We start from the raw sequence: 20,017 nt of genomic DNA, 5'->3' as shown, positions 1-20,017 counted from the left end.
TTTGTCAGAGAGTTTCTTTTTCTTGTCAGCCACGAGAGCGGCATCTCCTTATGTCATCAGCTCTTCGCTCTATGACACAAAGACGACAGGAGAGTGACGCGCACCGCAAAGCCGCGCGTCATCATGAGCATATATCAGGGTTCGTATCGGTAGAAGTGCATCACCGTATCGCCGAAGGTCCGTGTTTCAAGCAGCTTGAACACGGGATCGACAGTGATGAGGACATCACCGCGTTCTTCGAGAATAGCGAGCGCCCCCGGTGCCAGCCAGCCACCCAGATGGGCCGCGGCAAAGGCCTTTTCGCCATGACCGAAACCATAGGGCGGATCAGCGAACAGAACATCGAAAGGCTCGATATTGTTGACGCTGCCAAGCTTGGTGGCATCACGGCGCAAAATGCGGGCACGACCATGCAGGCCGAGCGCATCGATGTTTTCCCACAGAAGTCCCCTGCCCTCAACGCCGTTTTCGACGAAGAGTGCAATGCGGCACCCACGCGACAGGGCTTCCAGCCCAACCGCGCCCGTTCCCGCAAACACATCCAGAATGCGCGTGCCATCCAGACTTTCCGGATAGGCATGGCTCAGGATATTGAAGAGGCTTTCTCTCGTGCGGTCTATCGTTGGCCTGATTGTATTCGACTTCGGAGCGGCCAATGAACGGCCGCGAAACTCACCGCCTACGATCCGCATTACGCGTCATTCCCTTAGCTCCAGAAGGTTTACCACCGGGGCCTCTGCCGCCACCGCCATTGCCCGGGCCTTTGCCGCCAGGCCCCTTGTTACCGGGGCCCTTGCCGGAAAAACCACCTTCGGAACGCTCACCACGTGGCTTGCCGAAGCCGGGCTTGCCACCGGCAGGTCTGCCTTCACGCGGCTTATCGCCAAACGGCTTTGTGCCATAAGGGCGGTCGCTGCGTGGACGATCACCATCCTCGCGCGGCTTGCGGTCACCATAAGGACGTTCGCTACGCTCACCACTGCGGGCCGGGCGGTCACCGAACGATCTTTCTGGACGCGCCGGGCGATCACCACGGTCTGGACGGTCGCCACGAGGACGATCACCCGCGTCACGCGGCTTGCGGTCGCTGAACGGACGCTCACTGCGCTCGCCACTGCGGGCGGGGCGATCACCAAATGATCTTTCTGGACGTGCGGGGCGGTCGCCACGGTCCGGACGATCTCCGCGCGGGCGATCACCGGCATCACGCGGTTTGCGATCGCCGAACGGACGGTCGCCAGTGCGGGCGGGACGATCTCCGAAGGAACGTTCACCACGAGGGCGGTCGCCACGGTCGCCGCCGTCACGCGGCTTGCGGTCACCAAAGGACTTGCCGCCGCGATCGTCGCGTCCGCCGTCTCTGCCACCATCTCTGCCGCGACCACGGCTTTCATCCTGCGCCGGCTTGTCGGCACGGATCCATTCGCCTTCGGAATCCCTATGTCTTACGATTGCGCGACGGGAATCTGCCTCAGCGGATGGCTTTGCGAAAACGGCTTCGGCTTCAGCGCGGAAAGACTTGCGTTCCTTGCCGTCGCGGGTCGGCTTGGCACCGGGTGCCATCCAGACGTTGGCCGTGCGGTTGCTGCCCATCGGCGGGCGCTTCGGACGGGTATCTTCCTGACCGTCTTCACGACCCTTGGCGAAAGGTTTTGCGCCACGCTTTGCATCCGGGCGTGCGGGCGCCCGGTCACGGTTGCCGTCGCGGCCACCTTCACGCTTGTCGCCAAACTTGCCATCACGCGGACGGTCCTGCTCGCCGCCACGCTTGGCCCATTCGGATTTGACCGGACGTTCAGACATCGCGTCTTCATCTTCAGAGACGGCATCATAGATCGGCGCATCGAAATTGGCACCGGCAGCTTCGATGAGGCGTGGGCCGAGCTGGTCACGCAACATGCGACCGCGCACTTCCACGACATTGCTTTCTGCCAGATCACCCAGCTGGAAAGGACCGTAGGAAATGCGGATCAGGCGGTTGACTTCCAGACCAAGCGCACCGAGGACGTTCTTGATTTCGCGGTTCTTGCCTTCGCGAAGACCCATGGTGATCCAGACGTTGCGGCCCTGCGTGCGGTCCAGCGTCGCATCGATTGCGCCATACAGCACGCCGTCAACGGCAATACCGTCTTTCAGCTTGTCCAATGCGGCCTGATCGACCTCACCATGGGCGCGGACGCGGTAACGGCGCAGCCAGCCGGTGGAGGGCAGTTCCAGAACACGCGACAGGCCACCATCATTGGTCAGCAGCAGCAGACCTTCGGTGTTGATATCCAGACGCCCGATGGACAGAACGCGGGGAAGCTCTTTCGGCAGATTGTCGAAAACGGTCGGACGGCCTTCCGGATCGGAATTGGTCGTCACCAGACCGGCAGGCTTGTGGTACAGCCACAGGCGCGTGCGCTCTGCGCCACGGATCGGCGCGCCATCAACCTCGATCTTGTCATCGAGGGTGGCATTCACCGCCGGGCTTTCCAGCTTCACGCCGTTCAGTGTGACGCGGCCTTCCATGATCATACGCTCGACATCGCGGCGCGAGGCCACGCCTGCGCGTGCCATGATCTTGGAAATACGTTCCGGTTTTACTGCCGCTGTTTCTGCGGACGCACTTTCCGTTTTAGCCGCGAATGGCTTCTTCTCACGCGCCGCATCAGGCTTGGCCGAGGATTTCGGCGCCTTGTCCCGGTCGAATGTTTTGCCACCAGCGCGTGTCGGCTTGTCTTTGAATGTCATTTGTTGTTTGCCTGTTGTTTGGCGTGTCCTATCAGGTCACGCGGCAGTGGTTAAGAGGAAATTGCAAGAACAATGGCGGAAACGACGCATTTCATGGACATTGCCCTTGCTGAAGCGCAGGCGGCGGGCGAGCGCGACGAGGTTCCCATCGGCGCGGTGCTGGTGCTGGATGGCCGTGTCATTGCCCGTTCGGGCAATTGCACACGCCAATTGAACGACGTGACCGCCCATGCCGAGATCGCCGTGATCCGCATGGCTTGCGAGGAATTGGGGCAGGAGCGACTACCGGGTGCTGACCTTTACGTGACGCTGGAACCCTGCACCATGTGCGCCGCTGCCATATCCTTCGCCCGCATCCGCCGCCTGTATTACGGCGCGAATGACCCCAAAGGTGGGGCGGTTGAGAGCGGGGTGCGATTTTTCAACCAGCCAACGTGCCACCATGCGCCGGAGGTGTATTCCGGACTTGCGGAAACGGAGAGCGGGGAGATTTTGCGCGCGTTTTTTCAGGGGAAGCGGAATGACGAGAAGCTATGATAAACATGCCTCTTTTCCGTCATGCCGGGCTTGACCCGGTATCCAGCAGAGCCGCGTCTGCGGCGAAAAAGAGTCTTTTGCGATCAAGGACTTGATCGCACTGGACCCCGCATCAAGTGCGGGGTGACGGAGTTTGGGGAAACGCTTCGCGAAGTTCTCAACCTTGAAGGATGAGAGAAGCGAACCCTAGCTATCCTTACTGGAACGGGTTCCACCAGCTTTTGCCAGTGCCGGCCATGGCAGCGTTTTTCTTGCGCTCTTTTTCTTTCTTGGATTCCGGCGTGCCGAGATCAGCAAGCTGGTCCTGTGGAACGTTGCGGTATTCCACCGGAGGATCGGTCAGGAATTTGCGCTGGTTGCTGTTCACAACCGTGCCGCCCTGCGCATCGGCCTTGGCCTTGCGGAAAGCTTCCCATTTCTGGCTTTCGGTCATCTGACCGTTGGTGCCGTTACCGGCCAGAAGCGGCGAGCGGTAATTCGGGTTGTCCTTGTTCGCATCGGCTTCTTCACGCAGACGCTGGCGTGCTTCTTCCGGCGTTTCCGGCCATTGCGGGTTGGTTTCGCGGTTGGCGAGGCTCTGCTGCGGCTGCGTCAATTGCTCGGCGCGGGCCTGTGCAGGCACGACGAGGCCGGGGCGTGGATTGTATTTCAGGTTACGCTTGCTCTGATCGCCTGTGATGGACGTGGCATTGCCCAGATCGTCGACCAGCTGTTCAGCCGCAGACTTGCCCGTACCATAGGTCGGGCTGGTGCACGCACTCAATGCGAGGCCAACAGATAGTGCGCCCGCAATGGTGCCGTACATGCGAAAACTCTGCGTCATGCTCATAGAAACCCTTCCGCCCAAGCCGTCCAGACGACCGCGAGCCACGCATTGAAGCTCAAAATCCGGCCATTTTCAGGCAGGTTTACCGGATGAACCGCAAAAGTGCAATTCACCCGGCTATTTTCTTAGACAGCAACACCAAGTTCCCGCAGGGCAGCGGCATCACGCGCCGAGACCTCTGGAAACGCGGGATCGGAGCCGACATCGGTGGTGATGCGCCATGAACGGGCGCATTTCTGACCTTCCGCAAGCTTCTGCTCGACAGACACATTCTGCACTTCGCCCAGACGGAACGCATCTTCCGCACCTTCACCCGCGACAACCGAGATGGCCGAGGTAATGCAGATTTCCGCAAAGTCCTGACCTTCCAGCGCTGCAAGCAGGTCTGGATCGGCAATGTGAACCACAGGGGCAGCTTCCAGTGAGGAGCCGATGCGCTTTTCACGACGCTCGATTTCCAGAGCGCCGGTGACGACCGTGCGAACCTTGCGGATTTTGTCCCACTTGGCTTCCAGCGCCTCGTTTTTCCATTCCGCCGGAATTGCAGGGAACTGCACGAGGTGAACCGATTCCGCATCCGGGAAACGCGAAAGCCACGCTTCTTCCGTGGTGAACGGCAGCATCGGTGCCAGCCATGTGACAAGGCAATCGAACAGCTTGGCGATGACCGACAGTGAGGCGCGGCGCTTCAGCGAAGACGGAGCATCGCAGTACAGCGCATCCTTGCGGATATCGAAATAGAAAGCCGAAAGCTCGACATTGGCGAAATCGATCAGCGCGCGGGTGATCTTCTTGAAATCGAAGGCGTCGTAACCTTCGCGCACGACCTGATCCAGCTCGGACAGGCGGTGCAGCACCAGCTTTTCAAGCTCTGGCAGATCGCCATAAGCGATCTCTTCACCCTTGTCATGCGCCAGCGTTCCCAGCATCCAGCGGATGGTGTTGCGCAGCTTGCGATAGGCATCGATATTGGTCTGGATGATCGCCTTGCCCAGACGCTGATCTTCCCAATAATCCGTGGTCATGACCCAAAGACGCAGGATATCCGCGCCAGATTCCTTCATGACGTCCTGCGGAGCAACCACGTTGCCGAGAGACTTGGACTGCTTGCGGCCCTGCTCATCCATGGTGAAACCATGGGTGACGACGGCCTTATAAGGCGCATGTCCACGGGTCGCGCAGCTTTCCAGCAGCGACGAGTGGAACCAGCCGCGATGCTGGTCAGAACCTTCCAGATAGACATCCGCAGGCCATTTCAGGTCCGGGCGATCTTCGAGCGTGAAAGTGTGCGTGCAACCACTGTCGAACCAGACGTCGAGGATATCGCGCACCTGATGCCACTTGGTTTGATCGTGGTCGTTACCAAGGAAGCGTTCCTTGGCACCATCCGCAAACCATGCGTCTGCACCTTCGACTTCGAAAGCCTCCAGAATGCGGGCGTTGACCGCCTCATCGATCAGAACTTCGCCATGCTCATCGGCAAAAACGGCGATGGGAACGCCCCATGCGCGCTGACGCGACAGCACCCAGTCCGGGCGGTTTTCGATCATGGCGCGCAGGCGGTTCTGGCCAGCAGCGGGCACGAAACGGGTGTCATCGATGGCCGACAGGGAGCGCGAACGCAGCGTGGTGCCATCGCCCAGTTCCTTGTCCATATACACGAACCATTGCGGCGTGTTGCGGAAGATGACCGGCTTCTTGGAGCGCCAGCTATGCGGATAGCTGTGCTTCAAACGGCCACGCGCAAACAGGGTGTTGGTCGCGATCAGCGCCTTGATGACGCGATCATTGGCATCACCCTTCTTGCCGTTGTCGTCCATAACACGCGCAGCGCCGCCTTCAGCGGATGGGCCGAAACCGGGCGCGTCTTCGGTATAAAAACCATCGTCGCCAACCGGGAACGGGATTTTGGACGAGATGCCACGCGCTTCGATCTCGCGAGCCTTGGAGGTCCAAGCATCAAAGTCCTCGCGACCGTGGCTTGGTGCGGTGTGCACGAAGCCCGTGCCTGCATCATCGGTGACGTGATCGCCATCGAGGAGCGGGACGGCGAAATCGTAACCGAGCGAAGCCAGCGGATGAGCGCAGGTGATCGCGCCAAGTTCTTCCGGCGTAACAGGACGAACAAGCTTGAATGTCAGCTTTGCCTTCTTGGCGGCTTCGTCGGCCAGCTTGGTCGCAAAGATCAGCTTTTCACCGGGTTGTGGGCCGAAGTCATTTTCTGCCGTTTCGACTTCGAACAAGCCATAAGGGAAACGCGACGAAAAAGAGATCGCGCGGTTGCCGGGGATCGTCCAAGGCGTTGTCGTCCAGATGACGACGGATGCGCCTTGAAGATCATCAGCTTGATAAGCACGAGAGGCAATTTCAACTCCTTTTACGGCCGCTTCTGGTGATTGCCATACCTGGGAAAGATACGCCCGGTTAAAATCAACCGGGAATTTCACCCAGATCATGTCGCTCTCGACATCCGCATACTCGACTTCCGCCTCAGCCAAAGCCGTGCGCTCGACGACCGACCACATGACCGGCTTGGAGCCGCGATAGAGCTGACCGCTCTTGGCGATCTTCAAAAGTTCGCCAGCGATGCGGGCTTCCGCGTGGAAGTTCATGGTCGTGTAGGGATTGTCGAAATCGCCTTCGATGCCGAGGCGTTTGAATTCGTCCGACTGTTTTGCGATCCAGCCAGCGGCAAACTCACGGCATTCCTGACGGAATTCGTTGATGGGAACTTCGTCCTTGTTCTTGCCCTTGGCGCGGTACGCTTCTTCGATCTTCCATTCGATAGGAAGGCCGTGGCAATCCCAGCCGGGGACATAGTTCGAGTCATAGCCGCGCATCTGGAACGAGCGGGTGATAACGTCTTTCAGGATTTTGTTCAGCGCGTGGCCGATATGGATGTTGCCGTTGGCATAGGGAGGGCCATCGTGCAGCACGAATTTTTCGCGGCCAGCAGCGGAAGCGCGCAGCTTTTTGTAAAGCCCCATTTCCTGCCAGCGCTTGACCGTCTCAGGCTCTTTCTGCGGCAGGCCAGCGCGCATCGGAAAATCCGTCTGCGGCAGGTAAAGCGTTGAGGAATAATCGATTTTTTCTGCGGTGTCGTTCATGATCATACCGTTTTCGCGGCGCTCCACATGGGCTGCGCCGTCTTGTGTGCAAGATGACTAAATCGGAAGGCGCCCGTGAAAGCGCCGAAATCCCGGACCTTCCGGCTCTCAGAGCGGGCGGAAGGCCGGGCCAATAATTCGGGATATGAACGTCAACCGAAATTGGTACATGGCGGTTTGTTTATGTGTTTTTCCAGCATTTGAAAAGAGAATAGATGCCGCGGAGGCGCCATTCGCCTTAAAAAGCGATCCGCGCATCCAGTTCGCCCAAAGGCGTCACGCCGGAAAGCAGCGCCCTCGCCTCTTCCTCATCCCGCTTGATCTGCGCCACCAGCGGCTCCAGCCCGTCGAATTTCAGCTCGTCCCGCAGATGGCCGAAGAAGGACACGGAACAGATTTCCCCGTAAAGATCACCAGAGAAATCGAAGACATAGGTTTCCAGAAGCGCCGCGCCATTGTCTGTGACCGTCGGGCGATAACCAAAGCTTGCGACACCATCGTAAAGCCTGCCATCCATCCGGCGGAAACGCACCGCATAAATGCCCGCTTTCAGTTCTGTCTCCGGTGGCAGCGCCATGTTGGCGGTGGGGTAACCCAGCGTGCGGCCAAGCTTTTGCCCGCCGATGACCTCTGCTTCGACCGTGTAACGATACCCCAGCAGGCCCGCAGCGCCCACCACATCGCCTTCAGACAGCAGTTGCCGAATGCGGCTGGAGGACACGACTTCGGCACCCTCATCACGAAACGCATCCACCAGCGTCACGTCAAAACCATATCGACCGCCCGCTTCCATCAAAAATGCCGGACCACCTTCGCGGCCCTTGCCGAAGTGAAAGTCAAAGCCTGTCACAACCGCGCTCGCGCCCAGCCAGTCCACCAGAACGGATTTGACGAAATCCTCTGCCGAACGCTGCGAAAAATCACGATCAAATGGATATTCGATGACCGATTGAAAGCCTTCCGCCGCCAGCAGCCGCGCCTTGATCGGTGCTGGCGTGAGGCGAAACACCGGTATTTCCGGGCGGAAAATGGTGCGCGGATGCGGCTCGAATGTCAGCGCCAGAACAGGAATATTGCGAGACTGCGCCAGCTCCAGTGCGCGGTCCAAAACGGCGCGATGCCCGCGATGCACGCCATCGAAATTGCCAATGGCGATCACGCCGCCCTTCAAACCTTCCGGCAGCGGTTCCTTTTTTTCATTGCGATGAAAAACGGTCATGGGCAAACTCTGTTTTTAAGCCAACGTCTCAGGCAAGACGCGGCATCCACCAGCCGGGGGCGGCATTCTGGCTTTTCAGATAGGCGTTCAAAAGCGCCTCATCCGTTTCGCCGTTCAATGTATATTCTGCGGCGTGAATGCCGCCGCTGACATAAAGAAGCTGGAGATCGGCAGCGATGGCGCCGCGCACATCAGTCGGCATTCCGTCACCAATGGCCAGCACGCGGTCCTTGGTGAAAGCGCCGCGCACGTCTGTTGCAGCGGCAATGCAGGCTTCGTAAATCGGCGAATGGGGTTTACCGGCAATGCGGACTTCGCCGCCAAGCTGCTCATAATAGGCTGCCATGGCACCGGCGCAGGGAATGATGCGCTCTCCTCGTTCCACCACCAGATCCGGGTTGGCGCAGATCATCGGCACGGCGCGGGCGATGAAGCCTTTGAGCATATCCGTGTAATCTTCCGGTGTTTCCGTTTCGTCATCGAAAAAGCCGGTGCAGACGATGGATTGCGCTTCGCTTTCAGAAACGCGCTCGACATCAAGGCCATCCAGCAACGGCATGTCGCGGTCCGGACCAAGAAGGAAGACCTTTTTTGGGCCTTCGGCAATCAATCCGCGCGTCACATCGCCAGAGGTGATGATGCGGTCATAGGCGCTATCCGGCACGCCGAAAGCGCGCAACTGGGCGATAACGCCGGGTGCAGGGCGCGGAGAATTGGTGATGAGCACCACCGTTTTGCCAGCGTTCCGCGCTGTTTCCAGCGCGATGGCGGCATCTGGAAAAACGGTCACGCCATTGTGCAACACGCCCCAGACATCGGACAGAATAACATCGAATTGAGCGGTGACGTCGCCTAATGTGGCAATGCGGTGGGCCATTTCAAAAATTCCAAACGTTCCATGAATTCATGCTGTGACATTGCAAAGCACAATGGCGATGGCAAGCAAAAAAGCATGAAGCAGTGCGGGTTATGTCAGCCAAAGCTTCAGAAAGCCCGCCGCGACACACAGCCCGAGAACCGGCAACATGCCCAGTTTCAACCGGAAAAGCATGATTGCGGAAACGATAAACAGGGTAAACGACAACAGATCAAGCGTCTGCCAAACGGGCCATGACACGTTGAAATTGAGTTGAGGCAGAAGTGCGATGCGATCCACCTGACCGAACAAGACATGCAGGCCAAACCAGACCGACAGATTGAGAATAACGCCGACGACTGCGGCGGTGATGGCCGAAAGGGCTGCGGACAGCGTGCGGTTGTTGCGCAGGTTTTCGATGTAGGGCGCGCCCGCAAAAATGAACATGAAGCTCGGCACAAACGTCGCCCATGCGGCAATGCTGGCGCCTAAAATGCCTGCGGTCAGCGGATCGAACAGGCCGGGGTGACGGAAAGCGGCGAGGAAGCCGACATAGGACAAGACCAGCACCAGCGGTCCCGGCGTCGCCTCTGCCAGCGCCAGCCCATCCAGCATTTCCCCCGGCATCATCCAGCCATGCGTCTCCACCGCCACCTGCGCAACATAGGCCAACACCGCATAGGCACCGCCGAAGGTCACGACCGCCATTTTGGAAAAGAATATTTGCAAATCGATCAGCGTCCCGGGGGCGGTGCTCAGCCATAAAAGCACTAGGGGCAATTGCCAGATGACGAGGCCGAGCAGCAGACCTCCCAACACTCGCTTCCACGATGGCGATGCTGTTTTTGCGTTTTCACTTTGCGGCGGCAGAGCGCCTCCTTTAGCCCTTGCAAAACCGATAAGTCCGGCAGCGAGAATAACCAGCGGAAAAGGCACGCCGAAGCAAAACAGCGCGACAAAAGCCGCAGCGGCGATGCCGACCAGAAAGCGGCTGGTCAATGCTCTCTTGGCAACGCGCAGCAGCGCCTCGATCACGATGGCCAGAACGCCCGCCTTCAAACCGGAAAGAAGTGCTGGCAGCCAGTGCGTGTCCTGATAAAGCGCATAGGCGGATGCGAGTGCGACGATGACCAGAAAGCCCGGCAGGATGAACAGCGTGCCTGCTACAATGCCGCCACGTTTGCCGTGCAAAAGCCAGCCGGAATAGGTTGCCAGTTGTTGCGCCTCCGGTCCCGGCAGCAACATGCAATAGTTCAAAGCGTGTAAAAACCGCTCTTCGGACAGCCAGCGTTTCTCATCCACCAGAACACGGTGCATGAGGCCGATCTGACCGGCGGGGCCGCCGAAACTCAAAAGGCCGATGCGGCCAAAGGTGGCGGTCATCTCCCAGAAGGAGGGGCGGGCAAGGGAACCATCAGTGCGTAAAAAATCTGTCATGCAGCGGTAGTAACCATTTTACATGAAATTTTTCCGACAGCCCATCCTTGACTCAGTCCCATAGCCTGCTTATCTCCGTCTCGCTGGCACTCCACAACAGAGAGTGCTAACAATCATCACTCGGACCTTTTACTGAGGTTCGTACAGGTCATTTGATCGAGGGATTAGACTAATGACAAGCACAACTTTCCGCCCGCTGCATGACCGCGTCGTTGTTCGTCGCGTTGAGTCTGAAGCAAAGACCAAGGGCGGCATTATCATTCCTGACACCGCCAAGGAAAAGCCACAGGAAGGCGAAATCGTCGCTGTTGGCACCGGCGCGCGCGACGATAGCGGCAAGCTCGTTCCTTTGGACGTGAAGGCTGGCGACCGCGTTCTGTTCGGCAAGTGGTCCGGCACCGAAGTCAAGCTCGACGGCGAAGACCTTCTGATCATGAAGGAATCCGACATCATGGGCGTTATCGGCTGATCAGCCGGTTCTTCTCACTTTATATGACAACCAATGGGCAATGAGCCCGGGAGTTTTCTACCATGGCAGCTAAAGAAATTAAATTCGGCCGCACAGCGCGCGAAAAGATGCTTCGTGGCGTCGACATTCTCGCAGACGCAGTGAAGGTAACGCTCGGTCCTAAGGGCCGTAACGTCATCATCGACAAGTCCTTCGGCGCACCGCGCATCACCAAGGACGGTGTTTCTGTCGCCAAGGAAATCGAACTTGAAGACAAGTTCGAAAACATGGGCGCACAGATGGTTCGCGAAGTTGCTTCGAAGACCAACGACATCGCTGGTGACGGCACCACGACTGCGACCGTTCTTGCACAGGCCATCGTTCGCGAAGGCAACAAGGCTGTTGCAGCCGGCATGAACCCAATGGACCTGAAGCGCGGTATCGACCTCGCAGTGTCTGAAGTTGTCAAGGATCTCCAGGCCAAGGCCAAGAAGATCTCGACATCTGAAGAAGTTGCACAGGTCGGCACGATCTCTGCAAACGGCGACAAGCAGGTCGGTCTCGACATTGCTGAAGCCATGCAGAAGGTTGGCAACGAAGGCGTTATCACGGTTGAAGAAGCCAAGACCGCCGAAACCGAACTCGAAGTCGTTGAAGGCATGCAGTTCGACCGCGGTTACCTGTCGCCTTACTTCGTGACAAACCCAGAAAAGATGATTGCGGACCTCGAAGACGCATACATCCTGCTGCACGAAAAGAAGCTTTCGAACCTTCAGGCCATGCTGCCTGTTCTCGAAGCTGTCGTTCAGACCGGCAAGCCACTCGTCATCATCGCTGAAGACGTCGAAGGCGAAGCTCTTGCAACGCTCGTCGTCAACAAGCTGCGTGGCGGCCTGAAGATTGCTGCTGTCAAGGCTCCTGGCTTCGGCGATCGCCGCAAGGCAATGCTCGAAGACATCGCGATCCTGACCGGCGGTACCGTTATCTCCGAAGACATCGGCATCAAGCTCGAAAACGTCACGCTCGACATGCTCGGCAAGGCGAAGAAGGTTTCGATCTCCAAGGAAAACACAACGATCGTTGATGGCTCTGGCCAGAAGTCCGACATCGAAGGCCGCGTTGCCCAGATCAAGGCTCAGATCGAAGAAACCTCTTCCGATTACGACCGCGAAAAGTTGCAGGAACGTCTTGCAAAGCTCGCTGGTGGTGTTGCCGTTATCCGCGTTGGCGGCTCGACGGAAATCGAAGTGAAGGAACGCAAGGACCGCATCGACGACGCTCTGAACGCGACACGCGCTGCTGTTCAGGAAGGCATTGTCCCAGGCGGCGGTACTGCTCTTCTGCGCTCTTCCACGAAGATCACCGTCAAGGGTGCAAACGACGACCAGGAAGCTGGCATCAACATCGTTCGCCGCGCTCTTCAGTCGCTGGTTCGCCAGATTGCTGAAAACGCTGGTGACGAAGCGTCCATCGTTGTTGGCAAGATCCTCGACAAGAACGAAGACAACTACGGCTACAATGCCCAGACGTCTGAATATGGCGACATGATTGCCATGGGTATCGTTGACCCGGTCAAGGTTGTTCGTACAGCTCTCCAGAACGCAGCTTCGGTTGCTTCGCTGCTGATCACGACGGAAGCCATGATTGCAGAACTTCCTAAGAAGGATTCTGGCGCACCTGCAATGCCAGGCGGCGGCATGGGCGGTATGGACTTCTAATCAGTCCTACCTCTGGAATACGAAAGGGCGGTCTTCGGATCGCCCTTTTTCGTTGCCGCCCAAGCCTACTGGTGGTTTTGTGTCGCAAGCGCACAAAACGGGCGGTATGGACGTCCAATCAGTCCTACCTCTGGAATACGAAAGGGCGTCTTCGGATCGCCTTTTTCGTTGCCACCTATCAAGGCTTTCGGACTTTTAGGTTTCGAGCCTGCAAACGGGCGGCGTGGCAGTAGGGTCAAGCACCCAAAAAAGGCGGCCCCCAAGTCATTCCTGCGATCCCATTGTTCACTAAATGAAGACAAATAGTCTCTGATCGTTTATCTTTCTAGTCTTCGAATTTTCAGTCATGATCGTTTCAGGCATTCATTTACATTCAGGTAAACACCTGCAAACACTGGAGATATCCATGTCCAACAGCCAGAACGTGCTCGTCCTCATCGCACGCATTCTTCTATCATTTATTTTCATCTTGTCCGGCTTCGGCAAACTGACCGATCCTGCCGGAACAGCTGGGATGATTACCGGCGCGGGACTTCCTGCTGCGACGGCTCTTGCCTATCTCGCCGGTGTGTTCGAACTCGTTACCGGCCTTGCCGTGCTGGTTGGTTTTCAGACGAAGATCGCCGCTTGGGCACTTGCCGTATTCTGCGTCTTCACGGGTCTCGTGTTCCACAGCGGCACTGTTGCCGTTCCAGGCTGGCCTGATGCGGCACTCGGCTGGATCAACGCGCTGAACGGCATCATGCTGATGAAGAACATCACACTGGCTGGCGCTTACATCCTGCTCGCAACGTTCGGCGCTGGAGCCTATTCCATCGACGCTCGCCGCGGTCTGGTTGCTGCACGCGCCTGATCGATAGACAGCACAGCATAAGGCCGTCGGAGCAATCCGGCGGCTTTTTTATTATTCTTCGTGATCTTTTTCGTAACCCGGTAAACGCTCGATATCGGATACCCAGTCCACGGCGGACCGGGTCCATATCTGGGCCTTGGGAACCAATGCATCCCGCTCGTTGATACTTCCCCAGCGAATGCCCCACTCATTCGCATCATCGCCCTCGCCACTGGTAAACAGAGGTGACCCGCACTGCGGGCAGAAATGCTGCTTGCGCCCGCGACCGTTATCCGCCGTTTTGCGATAGACCTTCGGCTGGTTATCGCCAAGTTTCAGCGCCGAGCGCTCGACCATCACGGTGACGCGAAAGGGTGAGCCGGTCAGCCGCTGGCAATCCGTGCAATGGCAGATGCCGACACGATCAGGATTGGCGTCCGCTTCAAACGTGACGTGGCCGCAATGGCATTGACCTGTGATGTGCATGACTGCCTCCTCTTCTCGAGGAGACAATCATAAAGCAGACACTTGATAAACCAAGGCTAAACGGCGGATTGCACGCACGCAATGATATCCTGAACCACCGCATCGCCCTCATGTTCTGGCTTGCGCGCCCGTACGAAGCAGGCTTCCGAGCGCAAGATAACGCCATCGGTCAGGATTTTCAGGTGATTGGCCTTTAGCGTCGAGCCGGTGGAGGTGATATCGACAATGATATCCGCCTGCCCTGCTGCCGGTGCGCCTTCCGTTGCGCCCAGACTTTCGACAATCCGGTAAAGCTGAATGCCGTGCTGGCGCGAAAAGAACTGCTGCGTCAGCCGCCAGTATTTCGTGGCAATCGCCAATCTGCGGCCATGCCGGGCGCGGAATTCCGATGCCACATCGCCGAGGTCGGCCATGCTGTCCACATCCAGCCAGATTTCCGGCACCGCCACCACGACATCGGCATGGCCGAAACCGAGGCGAGCGCAAAACTCAACCCGGCTTTCGACATTGCTCAGGTCTTCGCGCACGAGATCTTCCCCCGTGACGCCGAAATCCACCGTGCCGTTGCCGATCTCGCGGGCGATTTCGGAGGCGGACAGATAGGCGATTTCAATATCGTCGCGGCCTTCGACGCGCCCGCGATAGGAGCGGTCATTACCAATGGCGACGACTTTCAAACCTGCGCGCTCCAGAATGGCGGAGGCGTCTTCTTTCATGCGGCCCTTCGAGGGCAAAGCAATGGTGATGGTCATGGGTTGGCCCTCACGGCTTCGATGCGATCCAGCCAGAGCGAGAAACCGACGGCTGGAATTTTGTCCTTTGCGCCGAGCAACGTCATCAGCCGGTCAAACCGACCGCCACCGGCCAGCACCGCCGTCTCGCCCTTGACCATGACCTCGAAAACGAGGCCGGTGTAATAATCGAGCGGACGTCCAAACGCTGCGCCATAGGTGATCGTATCAAGATCGATACCACCATTGGCGAGCGCAGCAACGCGTTTATCGAAAGCAGACAACGCGCCGTCCAGTTTCAGCCTCGCTCTATCCGCAAAGTCGGACAGGGTCTGCGATGCATCGGTCAGAGGCGCTTGCAGACTCAGAAACTGCTTTAGCAGCTCAAAGCTGTCATCCGGCAGGCGGGTGGCGGCAAGCGCCAGCTTTTCGCGCAGACGACGGGCAATTTCCTGCGGCGCACGGCTGGCATTGGTGGAATAGCCGGTTTCCTGCATAACGCTGTCGATATAATCGACCAGAACCTTTTCCTCACCCGTGGCCAGCAGCCCGGCGACCCGCGCATCCAGCCCGGTCATGGGTTTGGGGCTGACGAGGCTTTGAAGCAGCGCCTCAAGCTGCGCCGTGTCGCCAAATGCCTGCACAAGCCGCTTCTGCCAACCGGACGGAAGACCGAGGGCTGCGACGACAGCCTCAAACACCTGCTGATCGCCCAGCGTCACGACAAGCGAACGTCCCGGCAGCAACCGTTTCAGAATGGCGGTCGCATCGCTGATGGCGCGGGCATCGGCAGCGGCAATATTGCTGTCGCCCAGATCTTCGATCCCGGCCTGATAAAACTCATTGGCCCCATCGCGGCGCTGGCGGAACACTTCGCCGAGATAAGAATAACGCTTCGGCGTGCCTGTCGCGGTTTCGATGTGGCGCAGGCAGACGGGAATGGTGAATTCTGGCCGCAGGCACAGGCTTTCTCCCGTTTCGCTTTCCGTCATGAAAATCCGGCGGCGCAGTTCTTCGCCCGCCATATCCAGAAACGGCTCTGCGGGCTGGATAACCGGCGTGTTCACCCGCGCCGTTTTGCGCGCAGTGAATTCGTCCAGAAGCTCAGCGGAAAATTCCGGCATGTCGATTAGAGGCATGAAATATCTCCCGTACGGAGAGCGCCATACCCCCCTCTGCCCTGCCGGGCATCTCCCCCACAAGGAGGGAGATTAGCAAGACGAAAGCTCGTCGCTCTATTTGCAGCGTTAACGAAGGTCAAGAGCGCACCACTTGCCGATCTCCCCACCTGTGGGGGAGATGCCAGGCAGGGCAGAGGGGGGCGGGCTAGGCTCATCGCTTAATTGCTTTCCGCCCGCAGCCGATCTTCGGCCTGCGCCGCAAGAATGGCCTTCACCTTCGCCACCACTTCGGCTTCCGGCACGGTTTCCTGCGCAACACGGGCTTCACGCCAGGACGCATTGTCTTCGATCTCACCGGACAGGCGTTTGCCTTCGATCAAATCCTTGATCTGCACGGTCTTGGCATCGCGCTCGTCACTGCCCTGAATGATAGCAATCGGTGCATCCATGCGGTCGGCATATTTCAGCTGATTGCCGAATTTCTTCCAGTTGCCCTGATACATTTCAGCACGAATGCCTTCATTGCGCAGTGCCTGCGTGAAGCGCTGGTAGCGGCCCATGCTCTCCACATCGCCGTCCATAACGGTGACGAGAACAGGTGCAAGCGGCTTTGCCTGACCGAGCTTGCCGAGGTTTTTCAGCGCCGTCATCAGGCGCGAAACGCCGATGGAAAAGCCGGTCGCCGGAACGGGCTGGCCCATGAAACGCGACACCAGACCATCATAACGACCACCGCCGCCGACAGAACCGAAAACGACCTTTTCACCTTTTTCGTTGGTCACGTCAAAGGTGAGCTCGGCTTCGTAGACCGGGCCGGTGTAATATTCGAGGCCGCGAACGACAGACGGGTCGATCTTGATGCGCGTAGCATCATAACCGGCACCGGACACCAATGCGCCGATGGTGTTCAACTCATCAACGCCTTCTTCGCCTTTCGACGTACCAGCAACAAGCTTGGCAAGATCGTCGGCGCTTGCGGCGTAATCCTTGATGCCGACGAAGAACAGAACCTTGTCGATCTGCTGTTCATCCAGCCCTACGCCCTTCGTGAAGTCGCCGGACTCGTCCTTGCGACCGGGACCAAGCAGGAGCTTCACACCTTCCGGGCCAAACTTATCGAGCTTGTCGATGGCGCGCAGAACGTTGAGGCGACGGGCAGCGTTTTCTTCACCACCAAGGCTGATGGCCTCCATCACACCGTCCAGAACCTTGCGGTTGTTGACGCGGATGATGTAATCGCCGCGCTTGATGCCAAGCGCTTCCAGCGTATCCGCCATCATCATGCACATTTCGGCATCCGCTTGAACACCGAACGCGCCAATCGTATCGGCATCGAACTGCATGAACTGGCGGAAGCGGCCGGGGCCGGGCTTTTCGTTACGGAACACGTAACCGGCGCGATAGGTGCGGAACGGCAGCTGGATTTCGTTGAAATTTTCCGCGACATGGCGGGCGAGCGGTGCGGTGAGATCATAACGCAGGCTCATCCACTGGTCGTCATCGTCGGTCAGCGAAAACACGCCTTCGTTGGGGCGGTCGCTATCCGGCAGGAATTTGCCAAGCGCATCGGTATATTCGAACAGCGGCGTTTCAATCGGGTCGAAACCGTAGAGTTCATAGACCCTGCGAATCTTTTCGATCATCTCGTTGGTGGCATGAATATCGGCAGCGGAACGGTCCACGAAGCCGCGCGGCAGGCGGGCTTTCAGTTTCTGAGGCTTCTTCTGTTTTTCGCTCATTTTCGCTGATCCGGTATTCTTGCAATGATGTCGGTGTAGTAGAGGATGAAGCCCTGTGCGGCAAGGCCGCAGAGGGATGGTTTTGCTGGTACGGCAGACGAGGATATGCTATGTGGGATACATGCATCCCAATCGCCTCCGGGGAACAAGAACCATGAGCAAACAAACCGCCATTCGTCTGCCAGATGAAACCTTTGAACGCCTGAAGGCGCTGTCCGAGCGCACGGGCCGCACCTCGGCCTATTATATTCGCGAGGCGATCGAGAAACATATCGACGATATGGAGGATTTGTACCTCGCGGAAGAGGCGACCCGGCGCATTCAACGCGGTGAATCCAAGGTCATAAGCGCGGAAGAGATGTGGCGTGAACTGGACAATTGAATATAACTCGGACGTCCAGAAAATACTGAGAAAAATCGACCCTCAAACCCGAAATCGCATTCGCTCATATCTGCATGAGCGTATAGCGAAGCTTGATGATCCGCGTCAAATTGGCTCCGCCTTGCAAGGCTCGGAACTCGGCAATTATTGGCGCTACCGTGTCGGCGATTATCGCATTCTTTGCGATATTCAGGACAATAAACTTGTGGTTCTCGTCATCGAAATCGGCCACCGCCGGGAAGTCTATCGTTAGTCCATGATCCTCGAAGCCATCAATTACGCTGCCACGCGCATCAAAACACCGGATGAGTTTCGCCCTTATGTGCGTTATTCCGTCAATCTCTGGGCGCGGGCGAACCGTTGCCAGAAGGCGTGGGCGGAGCATGAGGAAAACAGTCGGCGCTTCATTCTGGCTGCGAGTGCGAAACTTCGGCAAAGGCGCACAGCCGTGGTGCTAGGCTCCGGTCTGGTGCGGGATGTGCCCTTGCGGCAATTGGCGGCGGTGTTCGATACCGTTGTGCTGGTTGATCTGGTGCATCTGGCCAGCGTTCGGTCGCATCTTTATTGGCAAAGACGAAACAACATCGTTCTCAACAGCCGCGATCTTTCCGGTTACGAGGATTTGAAGGTGGGCAAAGAGCCGGAGCCGCTGAGCTTTCTGCGGCTGGTGCCTTATCTTGATCTCGTCATTTCCGCCAATCTGCTGTCACAAATCGGAACCGGCGCCCGCCATCGGCTGGAAAAGGAACCGGCTGGCGTGATTCCGGACAATACGCTGCCCCGCCTTATCAGAGCGCATATCGATGGGCTCTCCGGCCTGCCCTGCAAAGTCTGCCTCATTACCGATACGGGTTTTGAGGTGATCGACAAAAACGGCGCGCTGCATCAGCAGGAGGACCTGTTGCATGGCGTGGAACCAGCGAAAATTGCCCAACGCTGGGATTGGCCGGTGGTGCCTTTTGGTGAGGAAAGCAAGGATTATCAGATCATTCACAAGGTTGTTGCCAGCGAACTGACATGACTGCCATTTAATTATCCATTTTAAAGAGATAAGTTCCGCCTCATGCGCCTTGTTGTTCGCACATTGATGTTTCTGGCCTGCATGCTGTACGGCGCAATGCCCGCGCAGTCTGCCTTGAGTTTATCAATGCCAGACAGTGTCAATATGCATGTGTCTGACATGGTCAGTGAATCCGGTATGGATCATGGCGACCCTTGCCCACATAGCAAAACAATGACCCACGCGCCCTTTTGTGCGGCGTGCCTTGTGCTCATTCCCGAGCTTCGTTTTGCGGAAAAAGGTCAATCACCCCACGCCTATCCGGTGCCGGATCTTCATCGGGCATTTATAGGCACCATTCCCGCGCCACCGCTGCCGCCGCCCCGCGCCTGACAGGCTTACCGTTTAAAACCCATAATCATACACACCTGTCAGACACAGGAAGGACAATCCATGTCTATGAAAACAATCACCATTATCGCAGCTTTTGCCGCTGCTCTTGTCACACCCGTCTACGCTCAGGACAGCGGCGCTCACGCCGGCCACGTCATGCCCAAAGCTGCCGGGACGGAAAATGCCTCAACGAAAGCCTTCATCGAAGCCAGCAAGAAAATGCATGGCGATATGGCGTTGGAATACACCGGCAATGCCGATGTGGATTTTGTGCGCGGCATGATTCCGCATCACCAAGGCGCAATCGACATGGCGAAGGTGCAATTGGACTACGGCAAAGACCCGGAAATCCGCAAGCTGGCCGAAGAGGTGATCAAGGCGCAGGAAGCGGAAATTGCCATGATGAAAGAATGGCTGGCATCCAAAGGCTATTGATTGAGCCTTGAAAACGG

Annotated in this window: 20 protein-coding genes; 9 read left to right on the top strand and 11 right to left on the bottom strand. The window is 57.7% G+C overall.

The window, feature by feature from the left end; genetic code table 11:
* Positions 1–134: 134 nt before the first annotated feature.
* Entirely contained in the window at positions 135–692 is a 558-nt protein-coding gene (gene rsmD, locus RMR16_RS01540) for a 16S rRNA (guanine(966)-N(2))-methyltransferase RsmD (RefSeq protein ID WP_320200841.1), read from the bottom strand.
* Positions 673–2,733, bottom strand: a complete 2,061-nt coding sequence (locus RMR16_RS01535; RefSeq protein WP_320200842.1) for a pseudouridine synthase — start codon at positions 2,731–2,733, stop codon at positions 673–675. Before RMR16_RS01535 ends, rsmD begins: the two co-directional genes overlap by 20 nt.
* A gap of 72 nt (positions 2,734–2,805) precedes the next feature.
* On the opposite strand from RMR16_RS01535, the gene RMR16_RS01530 reads away from it, so the two are divergent.
* Positions 2,806–3,270, top strand: coding sequence for a nucleoside deaminase (locus RMR16_RS01530; RefSeq protein ID WP_320200843.1), 465 nt, complete (start codon positions 2,806–2,808; stop codon positions 3,268–3,270).
* A 196-nt stretch (positions 3,271–3,466) separates the two neighbouring features.
* On the opposite strand, the gene RMR16_RS01525 is transcribed toward RMR16_RS01530, so the two are convergent.
* The 5 genes from RMR16_RS01525 to chrA all read right to left on the bottom strand — a co-directional run bounded on the left by RMR16_RS01525 (position 3,467) and on the right by chrA (position 10,715).
* The gene (locus RMR16_RS01525) at positions 3,467–4,093 is read right to left on the bottom strand and encodes a hypothetical protein (RefSeq protein WP_320200844.1); all 627 of its coding nucleotides are present in this window, start codon (positions 4,091–4,093) and stop codon (positions 3,467–3,469) included.
* Positions 4,094–4,221: 128 nt separating this feature from the next.
* A complete protein-coding gene (gene ileS, locus RMR16_RS01520; protein WP_320200845.1) occupies positions 4,222–7,203 on the bottom strand; it encodes an isoleucine--tRNA ligase in 2,982 nt (993 codons plus the stop codon).
* Between the two features lie 238 nt (positions 7,204–7,441).
* Positions 7,442–8,422, bottom strand: coding sequence for a bifunctional riboflavin kinase/FAD synthetase (locus RMR16_RS01515; RefSeq protein WP_320200846.1), 981 nt, complete (start codon positions 8,420–8,422; stop codon positions 7,442–7,444).
* A 28-nt stretch (positions 8,423–8,450) separates the two neighbouring features.
* On the bottom strand, positions 8,451–9,299 hold the full coding sequence (locus RMR16_RS01510; RefSeq protein WP_320200847.1) for a TIGR01459 family HAD-type hydrolase: 849 nt from the start codon (positions 9,297–9,299) through the stop codon (positions 8,451–8,453).
* A 90-nt stretch (positions 9,300–9,389) separates the two neighbouring features.
* Positions 9,390–10,715, bottom strand: coding sequence for a chromate efflux transporter (gene chrA, locus RMR16_RS01505; RefSeq protein ID WP_320200848.1), 1,326 nt, complete (start codon positions 10,713–10,715; stop codon positions 9,390–9,392).
* A gap of 172 nt (positions 10,716–10,887) precedes the next feature.
* On the opposite strand from chrA, the gene groES reads away from it, so the two are divergent.
* The 3 genes from groES to RMR16_RS01490 all read left to right on the top strand — a co-directional run bounded on the left by groES (position 10,888) and on the right by RMR16_RS01490 (position 13,734).
* Positions 10,888–11,184, top strand: coding sequence for a co-chaperone GroES (gene groES / locus RMR16_RS01500; RefSeq protein ID WP_045229730.1), 297 nt, complete (start codon positions 10,888–10,890; stop codon positions 11,182–11,184).
* A 62-nt stretch (positions 11,185–11,246) separates the two neighbouring features.
* The gene (gene groL / locus RMR16_RS01495) at positions 11,247–12,881 is read left to right on the top strand and encodes a chaperonin GroEL (RefSeq protein ID WP_320200849.1); all 1,635 of its coding nucleotides are present in this window, start codon (positions 11,247–11,249) and stop codon (positions 12,879–12,881) included.
* Positions 12,882–13,287: 406 nt separating this feature from the next.
* Positions 13,288–13,734, top strand: coding sequence for a DoxX family protein (locus RMR16_RS01490; RefSeq protein WP_320200850.1), 447 nt, complete (start codon positions 13,288–13,290; stop codon positions 13,732–13,734).
* Between the two features lie 51 nt (positions 13,735–13,785).
* On the opposite strand, the gene RMR16_RS01485 is transcribed toward RMR16_RS01490, so the two are convergent.
* The 4 genes from RMR16_RS01485 to hisS form a co-directional block, all read right to left on the bottom strand.
* The gene (locus tag RMR16_RS01485) at positions 13,786–14,199 is read right to left on the bottom strand and encodes a GFA family protein (protein WP_320200851.1); all 414 of its coding nucleotides are present in this window, start codon (positions 14,197–14,199) and stop codon (positions 13,786–13,788) included.
* A 56-nt stretch (positions 14,200–14,255) separates the two neighbouring features.
* Positions 14,256–14,951 carry an ATP phosphoribosyltransferase gene (gene hisG / locus RMR16_RS01480; protein ID WP_320200852.1) on the bottom strand — a complete coding sequence of 232 codons (696 nt, stop codon included), beginning with the start codon at positions 14,949–14,951 and terminating at the stop codon, positions 14,256–14,258.
* Entirely contained in the window at positions 14,948–16,069 is a 1,122-nt protein-coding gene (locus tag RMR16_RS01475) for an ATP phosphoribosyltransferase regulatory subunit (RefSeq protein ID WP_320200853.1), read from the bottom strand. The genes hisG and RMR16_RS01475 overlap by 4 nt, the downstream gene beginning before the upstream one ends.
* 200 nt (positions 16,070–16,269) lie before the next feature.
* Positions 16,270–17,790 (bottom strand): histidine--tRNA ligase, encoded by a 1,521-nt coding sequence (gene hisS, locus RMR16_RS01470; protein ID WP_320200854.1) that lies wholly within the window; start codon positions 17,788–17,790, stop codon positions 16,270–16,272.
* Between the two features lie 154 nt (positions 17,791–17,944).
* On the opposite strand from hisS, the gene relB reads away from it, so the two are divergent.
* The 5 genes from relB to copM are packed head-to-tail and all read left to right on the top strand — an operon-like array spanning position 17,945 to position 20,000.
* Positions 17,945–18,172, top strand: coding sequence for a type II toxin-antitoxin system RelB family antitoxin (gene relB / locus RMR16_RS01465; protein ID WP_320200855.1), 228 nt, complete (start codon positions 17,945–17,947; stop codon positions 18,170–18,172).
* Entirely contained in the window at positions 18,156–18,425 is a 270-nt protein-coding gene (locus RMR16_RS01460) for a type II toxin-antitoxin system RelE family toxin (RefSeq protein WP_320200856.1), read from the top strand. The genes relB and RMR16_RS01460 overlap by 17 nt, the downstream gene beginning before the upstream one ends.
* Positions 18,426–18,428: 3 nt before the next feature.
* Positions 18,429–19,193, top strand: a complete 765-nt coding sequence (locus RMR16_RS01455) for a hypothetical protein (protein ID WP_320200857.1) — start codon at positions 18,429–18,431, stop codon at positions 19,191–19,193.
* A 42-nt stretch (positions 19,194–19,235) separates the two neighbouring features.
* Entirely contained in the window at positions 19,236–19,565 is a 330-nt protein-coding gene (locus RMR16_RS01450) for a hypothetical protein (RefSeq protein ID WP_320200858.1), read from the top strand.
* Positions 19,566–19,625: 60 nt separating this feature from the next.
* Positions 19,626–20,000 carry a CopM family metallochaperone gene (copM, locus tag RMR16_RS01445; RefSeq protein ID WP_320200859.1) on the top strand — a complete coding sequence of 125 codons (375 nt, stop codon included), beginning with the start codon at positions 19,626–19,628 and terminating at the stop codon, positions 19,998–20,000.
* Positions 20,001–20,017 lie beyond the last annotated feature (17 nt).

It is taken from the genome of Agrobacterium sp. rho-13.3, assembly GCF_033957765.2.
Taxonomy (GTDB): Bacteria; Pseudomonadota; Alphaproteobacteria; order Rhizobiales; family Rhizobiaceae; genus Agrobacterium.
Note: the sequence above shows the minus strand (reverse complement) of the source record. Positions and strands in the feature narration are given on the sequence as shown.